Raw genomic sequence first — 12,281 nt, forward strand, 5'->3', positions numbered from 1 at the left:
TAGTCGAACGCACAACGACTTAAGCACCTTCAAATCATAAAAAAACGTGATTTTATCTAAAAATTCATTGCTTCAAGGACAAGTTTTTATCACATTTTTAAATTTCACTGCAGCTTTAAGGAAAAGTAGTAAAGGACTATTGAACCTGATATGATGATGAAAGATAACATAGCATTTAGGACCTTGATTTTAAATATAGTTATGTTGAGGTGAAAGAAATGTTCGTAGATAAAAACACACCTTTTAATGAAGAAAGTTTAAGACAAGAAATCGCTAAATATATGAACCGTGATTTGAAGGACATTAGTAGTATTGAAGAAATTGTCGCATTTATTGAACTAGAACATTTATATCGTGCGGCTTTAGAAGAAATTAGTACAAAGTTGCGTATTTTGGACGAAGATTTCCAAATTAAATATGCACATAATCCGATTCATCATATGGAACGTCGGGTCAAAGAGATTCCGAGCTTATTGCAAAAACTAAAAAGAAAAGGCTATCCGCTGACAGCACAAGCCGCAAGAGAAAATATTATGGATATTGCCGGTATTCGCGTTGTTTGTAACTATATTGACGACATTTATACCGTCGAACAATTGTTGTTGAAACAAACCGATATTCAATTATTGACGCGAAAAGATTATGTTGAAAATCCAAAGAAAAATGGCTATAGAAGTTTGCATATTGTCATTTCTGTCCCGATTTTTCTCACAGATGGTATGAACGACACGCCTGTAGAAATCCAATTGCGCACTATTGGAATGGACATGTGGGCGAGTTTAGAGCACAAGTTGCATTATAAAAATCAACGTGGTGATTCTGAGATGTATTGTGATACGTTGAAAGCGTGCGCAATGGAAATTGGTGATGTGGAGGAGAAAATGCAACGAATTCATTTGAGTATCCAGCGTGACAGAGAAAAATTAGGGACCTGTTGATATGTGTAGATTTCTTTAAACATTTTCCCTTTCCTAAGGGGCTTGCGCGGTTTTGATAATCTGGATGGACCTTACTCTTATGTGACGCTATACATCAAGAATACATCCCAATTTTTTCCAATAGTCAATTTAAATTTAATCAAGTTTCTCACCATTCTAGGCATGATAGTTGAAACGTTATAGCCATTTTGTTGATTTTGTCTTATATTTTATTTTCACTGAACAGAATGGGAAGTAAGAAACATGAAAAAACAGGTGCTAAAAGGAATATAACCTTAAAGCACCTGTTTTTTATTTTATCAGTCTCATCTAGTTCAATCGATAAAGACTACGCTGTTGATCTGGAAGTTGGTCGACAAAGTCATCGGGGTCTTCAGCGAAACGATTGCCTACGCCCCCATGCATTCGTTGAAAATGGAGATGAGGTCCTGTCGTTTGTTCGCCCGTATTTCCGGACAATGCAATGACGTCACCGGCAGCTACAGTATCGCCTGCTTTCACTTTGAATTCATTTAAATGCATGAACCATTGAAAGTATTGACCATTATCTTCGCGGATTTCTAACACATTGCCACCGAGTTTGTCTTTGAAAGTTCTTGTTACAGTGCCATTCGTAGGTGCAAGGACAGATGTATCTTCGGGTAAACGGTAGTCATTACCGTAATGTCGGTTGTCGCCGTTGAAAGATAGATCGCGATTGTACGTGCCAAAGCCGTGTGTTTTACGGTCTTGATTGAAAAATGAGTCAGATAAGGTATGATATTTGTTCGATGTTTCGTGCTGAATTGCATCGTAATGCATGACAACTGTGACAGCTATCACAATAACGATGCTTAAAAAGAGCAGAGGAAAAAACCATTGCTTCATAAGCTCACCTTGTTTTTAAGATTGTTTTCTATTGTATAAGGCGCTGTATATCAATGCAATGATTTTGACTGAAAAGTGATTTAGATGTTAGTCAAGAGAGGCGAAACAATAGAAAAAGAACTTGAAGTGTGTCACACACTTCAAGTTCTTTTAATGTTATATGAAGATTACATACCCCAAGCAGATAAACCTTGTGCATTGTAAGCTTTTGTAGCTGCAGCAATTTGACCTTCATAAGTGCTTGTTGAACCCCAACCAGGCATAGTTTGGAATAAACCAGATGCGCCTGAAGCGTTACGAGCATGTAATTGACCGTTTGATTCACGTGCAATAATTGTTTCCCATACTGATGCAGAAACACCTGTACGGCTAGCCATTTCTTGAGCAGCTCTTGTTCCGTAGCTACCAGCAGTGTTACCATTAGCTAATTTAACTGAACGAGTTGATGTTGATTGTGTTGTGTATGATGGTGCTGTTTGTTGTTTTGGTGCTTGACTAGTCGCTTGTTGCGTTGTTGATGGACCATTGCTGTAAGATTGTTGTGAAGCTAGTCCACTTACGTCAGCCATTTGTGTTGGTTGTGCAATTGATGAGTAGTCTTGTGTTGCTTGACCAAAACCATTGTATGACCAACCGAATTGTACACCGTTTGACCAAAAGTTATATGATACACCGTCTAAAGTGAAGTTGTATTCGTATGAACCTTCTTCAATTGGGTGTTGGTTTAATGATGGATCGTTGTGTTGCGCCATTGCTGCTAATTTAACTTGATCAATCCCTTGTTCTGCTGCATTTGCATCATGTCCGCTTGCTGCTAATCCTGCTGTTCCGATTGTTGCTGCAAGTGTAGTAGTTAAGAGTAATGATTTTTTCATAATAAATAAGTCCTCCAGTAAAGTAAGTTTTATATATTCATTTTCAAAAGTATGCGTAATTAAAAAATTCAACAATCACACTCTACCAACGAAACGCCATTTTGTAAATTACGCGTAATTAACAAAACATTACAATCGTTTTTCATTTCGCTGTTTTGTAACATAAATGTCATGTTGTTAAAAAGTTGTTCATCACTATTCATGCTGATAAAGGTGATTATAGCAAGGGTTATAGGAATATTTTATGAATTAATAAAAATCGACATATATTACAAATATTACAAGATAAAGTTGAATTGTAATGAAACAAGGGGAGATTTTGGGATAAAAAAAGAGCTTGTCAATATATTCATGATGTAAAAAAGATATTCCATTGCTCAATTTGAAACGACTTATATATAATAAGAGTAACGAGGTGAGAATGATGAAAAAACTGGATACGTTACGTTTAGAAATTGCGAGATTAACACGACAAACACATGCACTCGGTATACCAATGATGATTATTTTTGAAGGGGTGCCTGCTTCGGGAAAAACGAGATTAACGAACGAGTTGTTGCTCAATTTAGATGCAAAGTACACAAAATTTATCGCGACGAAAACACCATCAGAGTATGATTTAAGGTACCCATTTTTACAGCGCTTTTGGGAAACTTTACCTGAAAAAGGTCACATTAATATTTATTTTAGAAGTTGGTATTCACACTATGTGGATTATCAAGTGCATCAAATCAAATATCCGTTGTTTAAAAACCCACAAATTTTAAAGTCTGAAATAGATGACTTTGAAACGATGCTAGACAATGATCACCATGAAATGATTAAGTTTTTCATTCAAATTAATGAAGACAAGCGCCAAGAACATATTGCGCAAATGAAGACGAACCCATTAACGAGTTGGAAAGCACAAGAATATGAACAAGTTGTTGCACCGGATACCTATTTAGAGTACATGCAACCGTTATTGGATGATTCATGGGAAGTGATTGATTACGATGAACGTGAAAAAGCGCTCGTTCAAATGTACACACATATTCATGAGCGTTTGACACAAGCCATTTCACGTCATGAACAACGTGACACACATCGAGACGGCCGTTTTTCTGATACATTTGAAACCGACTTATTTGATAATAAGCAAACTAAAATTTCGAAAGAGGACTATAAAGAGAAGTTGACAGCGTTACAAAAACGAATGCGCGAACTTCAATTTGCTTTATATGAACGAAAAATTCCGCTCGTGCTCGTATATGAAGGTATGGATGCAGCTGGTAAAGGGGGGAACATTAAACGTGTTCGTGAGTTGCTCGATCCAACTGGTTATGAAGTCAATGCCGTGAGTGCGCCGACAGATGTTGAGTTAAGTCATCATTATTTATGGCGTTTCGCACAAACGATGCCGAAAAGTGGTCACATTGGAATTTTTGACCGCAGTTGGTATGGTCGTGTGTTAGTCGAGCGTGTGGAAGGTTTTGCGACTGAGAAAGAGTGGTCTCGCGCTTATGATGAAATTAACGCGTTCGAAAAAATGTGGACGGATGATGGCGCAATTATTTTGAAGTTCTTCCTTTCTTTAGATAAAGACGAGCAATTGAAACGATTTAAAGCGCGTGAGATAGACGTAGATAAACAGTGGAAAATTACGGATGAAGATTGGCGAAACCGTGATAAGTGGGACCAATATCTTGAAGCGAGTTATGATATGATTCAAAAAACAGATACTGCAGATGCACCGTGGCTTGTCGTGGCTGCGGATCATAAAAAGACAGCGCGTATTGAAGTGTTAAAGTACATCATTCAAAAATGTGAAGAAAAGCTTTGGGGTGTGCAACAATATTAAGAAAATCAGACTCAAGCCCTTTTTTATTGTGATGGTTTTCTACTATAATATAGAGGCATATCACCCACGCGTAAAAGAATAGAACTGAGATAGAGGAAAAAATATGTCACTAGCTAATTATGAAACAAATATTATGAAATTATCACAGTCAAACGATGCAGGATTAGAAGTCGCAATCATGGGGAAACAAGAGACAGATAAAGCTGTTGTACTGCTTCATGGTGCGATTATGAATTATAAGATTATGACGATCTTTGCGAAATACATTCATGATGTCAAACTGATTTTTATCAACTGTCCTGGTCGCGGAAAAAGTACGAGTCTTGAACGCCAAGATTATGACCTTTCTGAATATGCGAAACGAATTAACGAAGCGCTTGTCACTATTGTTGAGGCTTCTCACATTTCAGAAATGTCCATGATTGGTTATTCGATGGGCGGATTAATTGCGACAAAACTTGCGGGATACAACACGCTACCGATTAAACATTTAATCTATTTAAATAGTGCCGCCAAAATCGATTATAAAGAGTTGCGTTTTTCTAAATTATTGTATGAAATTATGAAAGACGTCAAACCTGGTGAGCAAAATGAAATGATCAACAGTATTCCTGAATTCGTATTGTCTCAAGGCGTTTCTAAAAAACAGAAAGAAGGCTTTAACTTTTCTCAATATTTCGCGCCAATGGAAACGATGATTACAGATTTAATGTACACGTTACGTGCAGATTATTTGGCAGATATTGATAAAATTAAAGAAATGCCCAAAGTGCTCTTTTTACTCGGCGAAGATGACGTGATCTTTCCGAATAAGGACTCGAAAATTACCCATGAAAAGTTCGAGGCATTAGGTGCTGACGTCCAATCAATCATTTATCCGGATGTGGGGCATTTAGACTTTTTACGTGTGCTTGATGATTCGAGTATCGCAGAACAAGACAGTATGACTTATCACATTAATCAACTCTTGGCAGAATGATGAGTAAGGTGAAATCAAAAATGCGCATTTGAGCTTTGTCTAACAAAGTGTCGATGCGCATTTTTTTAGTTTGATATTCAGTTAAAAGAAATCAGAAGGCAATAAATCTTCAAATTCCAACTGCTCTATTTTTTGCAGAGCTTGACTGTTTAAAAAGTCTTGTACATAAGAAGACTGAACAATATCATTTTTGTAATTTTCGACAGCCGCTAAGTTGTCATTATCTTGAAAATAGTGTGCTGCAAATAGGATCACACCGATCGCAATGGCAGCACGTAAAAGAACACGCATTGTAGAAACCTCCTTGTCGCATGATAATTTAAGTATACATGAATCGCAATCATGTGGCATGCGTCTAGAGCAACAATTCGCTCTCCAACCTTAGCATGAGCATACGACAATCAAACGTCGCTTTACATCAAATTAACATCATTACGTTACGATAAAACAAAAGAAGAATCAAAGGAGGCGCATGATGTGAAAGTGACGTTCGAAGCGATTCGACATCAGCAAGGGTGGATTGAAGCTGTTTATTATGATGAGAGACATGAAGGCACGATTCGATTTGAAATGGCAGACCCTATCGAAGTGCGCAATGATTTGGTAGCGGAAGCATTGGCAGCGCTTTGTGGTCAGTACTATGACATGATCGAGATGGAGTGGAAAGTTTCTCAACGAACGAAACGACAGATTGAACAACGCACGGGTGCCAAGCTGATTTGTAAAGGGCGTATGCTCTTTTGGAATATTAATACAATAATGCGACATGATATCAAAACGCTCAATTTTAACGGAGATGTATATAATTTGTCAGCATTTGCACTGACGCCAGGTGATGTGAATGCAGTGTCACTCGATTTTGGTTGGGAATCTGCACATATGTATGACATGTTTGATGAATGGCAAAGTCGCATCGTGAAAACGAATGTGATGGAGACGCATTTTCCTTTGATTACTTCAGATTATTATATGATAGGCAGTATTTTGTACAAAGATTTTTTCAATACCACTTATATGGTGACTGGGATGCAGTTGAATCCATTGACAGTGAACATGACGAAAATGGAGGCTGAACAGGCGATTGCAGGCATGGTGAACTTGCCTCATTCGCTAGGGTTAACTGCAGTGGGGCATACGAAAATTGCTTGTCAACGTTGGCCCCATATGCTTGAACAGGCGTGTCGTGCGGTGAGAACGTCGCAACCGCATATCGGTGTACAACAACGTCTCCTTATAGATGTTGAAAATGAACGGGGACGTCTCGGATTAGGTGCGTATGCCAATCAAGTGCAACCGACAGGAATCGCTTGGGGAACGGACGAACGATTGGACTTTTTAGCACTCTTCCTATTGAAATATGGTGGTAGGGCGCAAGCGGAAAAGTTAGTCCAACATATCCCATTAGAAGCGGATGCCCTTGTTCAACAATGCGATTTTCAATTTTATGACCGTTATTATCCCGGGGTAATGCATTATATGGATAAGTCTATACGTGAGGCAGTCCAACAACAGTTAGAAAAATATGGCATTGTGATGATGAGTGAGTCGGATTGGCAAAATTTTATGGCGGTCAGAACGTGGATACAACAAACAAGAAGGTAAAAGCGTAGTAAGAGACTGGGAAAACATAATGTCCCAGTCTCTTACTGTTTAAGGGGGTTAAGGTAGGGTTGATATGATTGTCCGAGAAATCCGCCCACAACGCTTCTATGTCGCTTTTAACCTTAGCGTCGTCTCGTTGGATTGTGGCATTGGAATTCATCGGATAATTTGTGTTGTAACTCAGTTGTCATGATTAAGGCAAGCAATTATACGCCTACTTCTTCCCATGCAGCTTCGACTTGCCTCGCTACATCTTCACCATATAAATCTAATGCAGCACGAACTAATGACGCTTTGGCATCTGCAAAATTTGAAGTAGAAGTTAAGTAAGATGTTAATGCTCTGTAATAAATTTGTTCAGCTTGTTCTTGACCGATTTTATTAACAGTAAGGTAAGCAGCTTTATTTGGAATGCCTGAGTTCGTATGTACGCCACCATGGTCACTTGACGTGTTGACATAGTCTCTCATATGGCCCGGTTGGTTAAATTGTTCTGGATTTGACATGCTGCGTAATGCATCACCTGGGCGTCTTGGTGTATACACATCTTCACCGATTAAAGTATCGCCCGGATCCATAAAGTAAGCAAATGTGTCAGACATACTTTCGTTCAAAGCACCTGGTTGGCCACGGTAAACTAGTCCAGCTGTCTCTTGTGTTACACCGTGTGTAATTTCGTGAGCAACGACGTCATCTGCACCAGATAAAGCTGTAAATGTAGTGCCATCGCCGTCACCGTAAATCATTTTGTCACCAATCCAAGCAGCATTGTTACGGTTGTCTTGACCTTGGAAGTTATTGACATGCACAATTGACATAATATCACTGTCTCTGTTGTCATAAGAACGACGATCAAATTTTGATGCGTAGTAGTCATATACTTTTTTCGCGTAATAGTTCGCATCAACACCTGCGCGTTGGTAGTCATCTGTAAAGTTTGTGTCTGGGTCTGTAATTAAGTCTGCAGAACCTGACGCAGGGTTAAAAGCATACGTAGCCATTACTGCAGAACCTGTCACATCTTCTAATGAATAACCACCATCAATAGAGTTGATGTTAATACGTTTAGTGTCACCAAGAACACCTCGACCAGTACCTGTTGCAGCTGCATGGGCAACTAAGTCTGTTTTTTCTACAACTTCTCCTGTTTCGGCATCAACTTTAAGATCCCAGTGTGACACATCGGGTTCCATTGTTACTAATTCTACATGATAAACGTATTTGTTGTCTTCACCATCAATTTCGACATCATTGACTTTAACGACATCTTCATCTAAGTTGGATGCTTCAGATTGTTTTATATCTACAGCTTTAAAGGCAGTTGAAAGGGCAGCATCTTTAGAAATACTTACGCTGTTTGTTGGATCGACTTTTTCTGCGTTTACTTCCCCGTTAATGAGTACCACTTGTCCTTTTTTGTCAACGTGGACTTTTACCTCTTGATCTTTCGCATGAACACCATCGACAACAGGTTGAAGTGTGTAGTGTGTATAACCAAGGTCGTCAGTGAGTGCGTCGACTACATCGTAATCCTTATAATTGTCTTTCACATCACTTGGCAATTCTTTTAAGGCTTTGTTTGCATCTGCTTTCGATTTAACGGTGGTTTTAAAGTTTTTCTCTAGTGGCTTTTCCGACGACGATTCAGCATATACATTTGGAGATAAAGATAATACTGATAAACATAAAGTACCAAATAAAACCTTTTTTGACAATTTAAACATTTAAACAACTCCTTAACTTTTGGTATGTTTAAATTTTAATAAATTTATAAATTGCAAAGTATATTTTTGCCTAAGTGTTATATTTTTATGCCTAAGTGTAAAATAACTTCTTTTGGGCTGCGATTTTCGACAGCTAGGGTATGCCGTTTCGTTAGAATTTTCAATTAAAAAGAGTCTCATTTAAAAATGATACTATAAATAAAAAAATTTTCGTATGTAAAAGATGTTAAAAAGAGTAAATTTAAATTCAGGTTCAGACGTTGAATATAACAGGAGAATTAAAAGAAAATGCCCAGAATTTTATATAGCGTGTTCAAAATGAATGTTTCTTTCAAGGGGATATCGGGAATTTTAGAAGTAAACTATTGAAAAGGAGTTTTATAATGACTCAAAATAATCCAACAAACCGCTTTTACAATGAAGACTTTCCGAAACAATATCAACCTTATCCAGGCATACAAAATCAAATGACACCGGTACCTGATTGTGGTGAAGAAACATATGAAGGTTCGAACAAATTAGTGGGCAAAAAAGCATTAGTGACAGGTGGCGACTCAGGTATTGGTAGAGCAGCGGCGATTGCTTATGCGAAAGAAGGCGCGGATGTTGCTATTGCTTATCACCCTGACGAACAAGCCGATGCGGATGAAGTGAAAGCCGTCATTGAGAAAGCAGGTCAAAAAGCTGTCTTGTTACCAGGTGACTTACGAGATGCAACATATGCGAAACAAATGGTTAAAGATGCACATGAACAACTCAATGGTTTAGATATTCTCGTATTAAATGCAGGTATGCAACAATTCGAACATGAAATTGAAAACTTATCTGCTGAACAATTGACGGATACGTTTGAAGTGAATGTGTTCTCAACAGTTTATTCAATTCAACAAGCGTTAGAATACTTCGAAACAGGTGCGAGTATTATTTTAACGTCATCGATTCAAGGTGTGAAACCAAGCGCACATTTAGTGGATTATGCGATGACCAAATCATGTAACATTTCATTAACTAAAAGTCTCGCAGCGCAACTAGGACCTAAAGGCATTCGTGTCAATGCTGTGGCGCCTGGCCCAATTTGGACGGCGTTGCAAATTTCAGGAGGTCAACCGCAAGAAAGTATCCCTGAATTTGGTCAAAATCAACCGTTACAGCGTGCAGGTCAGCCAGTTGAACTCGCGGATGTTTATGTCCTGCTTGCTTCTGATAACGCAAGCTATATTACAGGGCAAGTTTATGGTATCACTGGTGGTGCACCGATTAATTAATAGAATGAGAGTGAGTATTAAAAGAGTTAGGACGTTGAGTAAATGACGTCTTAGCTCTTTTTTAGGTTGATGAGTATCGCGATTTTTAAAGAAGACATATTAAATGTAATGCCTTCCTTTTTATAAGGAGGAAATCCGACATGTCTTTTTACGAAAATAGTTGATTCATACGTCAAAGTCCTTTATTATAAATCGTAATCATTCCTATATAGAAAGAGTGAATCCTATGACATACGAATGGGTTATTATCGGTGGGGGTGTGCATGCGACAACGATTGCATTACAACTCCGACAACTTGGATTACCCGTGGAACAACTGAGAATGATTGATCCACATCCTCATTTATTAGATCAATTTGATAGACAAACAGCGCGTATCGGGATGCCTTATTTACGTTCGCCATTAGTGCATCATTGTCATCCTGAACCTTTTAATTTGAAAAAATTCGCGAAACAACAAGGCTATACGCAACCGATGATTGGTCCGTATCAACGCCCAAGATTAGATATGTTTTTCGACCATACACGTCATTGGATACGTCATTACGGTTTAGAGACATGTCATATTTGTCAAAAGGCAGTACACCTATGCCGTTGCTGTGAAGATTGGGAAATTACGTTAGACAATCAGCAACAAATTCGAACACAACACGTCGTTTTAGCTATGGGTACACACCATACGCCGTTTATTCCACCTGCATTTCAAGATCAACCGCACGTGCAACATATTCATAGTCTTGACCTCGATACCTCAATGCAAGGTTCTCATGTAGTCGGAAGTGGGATTTCGGCAGGGCATCTCGTTATTAAATTGCTCACAGAAAGTCCAGATAAAACTGTTCATTTATGGATGAAGAAGCCTTTTGATGTCCATCACTTCGATGCGGATCCAGCGTGGTTAGGTCCGAAAAATATGAAGCCTTTTGAAGCGATGCCGTTAGCCGAAAGAATACACGTTAACAAAAAAGAACGTCATAAAGGGTCTATGCCGAGAGATATGTATATGACATTGAAAAATTATGAAAAAGCGGGTCGTTTGATCGTGCATCATACGCCTATCGAGCGACTAGAAGACCATTGTATCGTTTCCGGAGAGACGCGCGTGGCATACGATGGCATTTATTTAGCGACGGGCTTTGTTCTTGATGTGATGACACAGCCACTCATTCAAGATATTTTACGACTACCTGAAGCACAACTCGTCGCAGGTTATCCGAAAACTACAACACAGCTGGAGTGGGTGCCTCGTTTATACGTTTCAGGCATGTTAGCTGACTTGGCACTAGGTCCTTTTGCCCGTAATATTATGGGTGGTCGACAAGCGGCGTTACGTATCGGTCAAGCGTATACCGAAAGTACGACAGCTTATCAGAACGCAGTCTAATTAAGATTTTGTAATCGCACTATGAAATGATTCGCATATCCGATATAATGCGAGTGATAGGAGCGATAACTATGAAAAAAACGAAAGGCGAAAAACCTCCAAAATATCGAAAAATCAATCATCGTGTGATGCAGGTTATCTTTGCATTTGGTATGATCTTACTCATTTTATTTATTGGTATGGGCACTGTGATTCCAGAACTTAACCGTCACACGTATGAAGGTATCATCGTAGAAAAATATAGAGAAGATCATGGAATGACGACAGGCACAACACAGTTTATTGAACTGAAACAAGGCGATCGTACGATTAAGATTGAGAACAGTGATATTTTATTACATGGCAAATGGGATAGTCTGGCGGTACAAAAAGACATTCGTGAAGGTGAGAAGGCGACCGTGCATACGATTGGATTTGACGTCCCCAGTCTTGGTATCCATCCGAACTTGTATCAAATTGAGCAATAACCATTTTTTTAATGAGACACAAAAAAGTAGAGACTAGGACATGATGTTTTCCTAGTCTCTGCTTCTATTTATGGATTGATATCCATTAATGGTGATTAAACCGTTGAAAAATAAGGGTGTATGTAAAAAACGATGCGATCGTTTTCTTGATTTCATCAACTTGCAAGCAGTTGTGCAGTATTTGAAATATGATTGCCCAGAAGGCTGAGACGCCTGAGGGATAAGTTAAAGGCTAAACAACGTCATTTAACTTTAAAAGTGGCTACCGTTTAACGTAGTGGCTGTCTGACTTCTCAATGCGCATGATTTTGAGAAGTCGAGTCAGCCTTGCGGGGGTAGT

At 38.7% G+C, this 12,281-nt stretch carries 11 protein-coding genes; 7 read left to right on the plus strand and 4 right to left on the minus strand.

Features of this window, described 5'->3' with window-relative positions; translation table 11 throughout:
* Nucleotides 1-218 precede the first annotated feature (218 nt).
* Complete coding sequence (locus P3U61_RS01510; protein ID WP_014612970.1) at nt 219-938, plus strand: GTP pyrophosphokinase; 720 nt, start codon at nt 219-221, stop codon at nt 936-938.
* Nucleotides 939-1,247: 309 nt separating this feature from the next.
* Here P3U61_RS01510 and P3U61_RS01515 read toward each other — a convergent pair whose 3' ends face one another.
* Together P3U61_RS01515 and P3U61_RS01520 are read right to left on the minus strand one after the other, a co-directional pair.
* Entirely contained in the window at nt 1,248-1,805 is a 558-nt protein-coding gene (locus P3U61_RS01515) for a M23 family metallopeptidase (RefSeq protein WP_014612971.1), read from the minus strand.
* Nucleotides 1,806-1,972: 167 nt separating this feature from the next.
* Nucleotides 1,973-2,680 (minus strand): hypothetical protein, encoded by a 708-nt coding sequence (locus tag P3U61_RS01520; protein WP_014612972.1) that lies wholly within the window; start codon nt 2,678-2,680, stop codon nt 1,973-1,975.
* A 421-nt stretch (nt 2,681-3,101) separates the two neighbouring features.
* Between P3U61_RS01520 and P3U61_RS01525 the strand changes: the two genes are divergently transcribed.
* Nucleotides 3,102-4,520: a phosphate--AMP phosphotransferase gene (locus P3U61_RS01525; protein WP_041614885.1), complete on the plus strand. Its 1,419-nt coding sequence runs from the start codon at nt 3,102-3,104 to the stop codon at nt 4,518-4,520.
* Nucleotides 4,521-4,623: 103 nt separating this feature from the next.
* Nucleotides 4,624-5,499: an alpha/beta fold hydrolase gene (locus P3U61_RS01530; protein ID WP_101458225.1), complete on the plus strand. Its 876-nt coding sequence runs from the start codon at nt 4,624-4,626 to the stop codon at nt 5,497-5,499.
* An 81-nt stretch (nt 5,500-5,580) separates the two neighbouring features.
* Here P3U61_RS01530 and P3U61_RS01535 read toward each other — a convergent pair whose 3' ends face one another.
* On the minus strand, nt 5,581-5,790 hold the full coding sequence (locus P3U61_RS01535; RefSeq protein WP_014612975.1) for a hypothetical protein: 210 nt from the start codon (nt 5,788-5,790) through the stop codon (nt 5,581-5,583).
* A gap of 186 nt (nt 5,791-5,976) precedes the next feature.
* Here P3U61_RS01535 and P3U61_RS01540 point away from each other — a divergent pair, with 186 nt between their 5' ends.
* On the plus strand, nt 5,977-7,101 hold the full coding sequence (locus P3U61_RS01540) for a hypothetical protein (RefSeq protein ID WP_129945733.1): 1,125 nt from the start codon (nt 5,977-5,979) through the stop codon (nt 7,099-7,101).
* Between the two features lie 206 nt (nt 7,102-7,307).
* Here the strand turns inward: P3U61_RS01540 and P3U61_RS01545 are convergent, their stop codons facing one another.
* Nucleotides 7,308-8,825 carry a M4 family metallopeptidase gene (locus P3U61_RS01545; protein ID WP_140241519.1) on the minus strand — a complete coding sequence of 506 codons (1,518 nt, stop codon included), beginning with the start codon at nt 8,823-8,825 and terminating at the stop codon, nt 7,308-7,310.
* Nucleotides 8,826-9,205: 380 nt separating this feature from the next.
* On the opposite strand from P3U61_RS01545, the gene P3U61_RS01550 reads away from it, so the two are divergent.
* From P3U61_RS01550 to P3U61_RS01560, 3 genes are all read left to right on the plus strand, one after another.
* A complete protein-coding gene (locus P3U61_RS01550) occupies nt 9,206-10,090 on the plus strand; it encodes an SDR family oxidoreductase (protein ID WP_096533450.1) in 885 nt (294 codons plus the stop codon).
* 226 nt (nt 10,091-10,316) lie between these two features.
* Nucleotides 10,317-11,474, plus strand: a complete 1,158-nt coding sequence (locus P3U61_RS01555; protein WP_014612979.1) for an FAD/NAD(P)-binding protein — start codon at nt 10,317-10,319, stop codon at nt 11,472-11,474.
* A gap of 71 nt (nt 11,475-11,545) precedes the next feature.
* Complete coding sequence (locus P3U61_RS01560; RefSeq protein ID WP_214520586.1) at nt 11,546-11,941, plus strand: hypothetical protein; 396 nt, start codon at nt 11,546-11,548, stop codon at nt 11,939-11,941.
* Nucleotides 11,942-12,281: the final 340 nt, after the last annotated feature.

This window comes from Staphylococcus pseudintermedius (genome assembly GCF_034042775.1).
Taxonomy (GTDB): domain Bacteria; phylum Bacillota; class Bacilli; order Staphylococcales; family Staphylococcaceae; genus Staphylococcus; species Staphylococcus pseudintermedius.

Excerpts from the sequence above, each read along its gene's own strand:
- P3U61_RS01545 (WP_140241519.1), bottom strand. The coding sequence starts at position 8,825 with ATGTTTAAATTGTCAAAAAAGGTTTTATTTGGTACTTTATGTTTATCA.
- P3U61_RS01530 (WP_101458225.1), top strand. The coding sequence starts at position 4,624 with ATGTCACTAGCTAATTATGAAACAAATATTATGAAATTATCACAGTCA.
- P3U61_RS01520 (WP_014612972.1), bottom strand. The coding sequence starts at position 2,680 with ATGAAAAAATCATTACTCTTAACTACTACACTTGCAGCAACAATCGGA.
- P3U61_RS01510 (WP_014612970.1), top strand. The coding sequence starts at position 219 with ATGTTCGTAGATAAAAACACACCTTTTAATGAAGAAAGTTTAAGACAA.
- P3U61_RS01525 (WP_041614885.1), top strand. The coding sequence starts at position 3,102 with ATGATGAAAAAACTGGATACGTTACGTTTAGAAATTGCGAGATTAACA.
- P3U61_RS01555 (WP_014612979.1), top strand. The coding sequence starts at position 10,317 with ATGACATACGAATGGGTTATTATCGGTGGGGGTGTGCATGCGACAACG.
- P3U61_RS01560 (WP_214520586.1), top strand. The coding sequence starts at position 11,546 with ATGAAAAAAACGAAAGGCGAAAAACCTCCAAAATATCGAAAAATCAAT.
- P3U61_RS01535 (WP_014612975.1), bottom strand. The coding sequence starts at position 5,790 with ATGCGTGTTCTTTTACGTGCTGCCATTGCGATCGGTGTGATCCTATTT.
- P3U61_RS01515 (WP_014612971.1), bottom strand. The coding sequence starts at position 1,805 with ATGAAGCAATGGTTTTTTCCTCTGCTCTTTTTAAGCATCGTTATTGTG.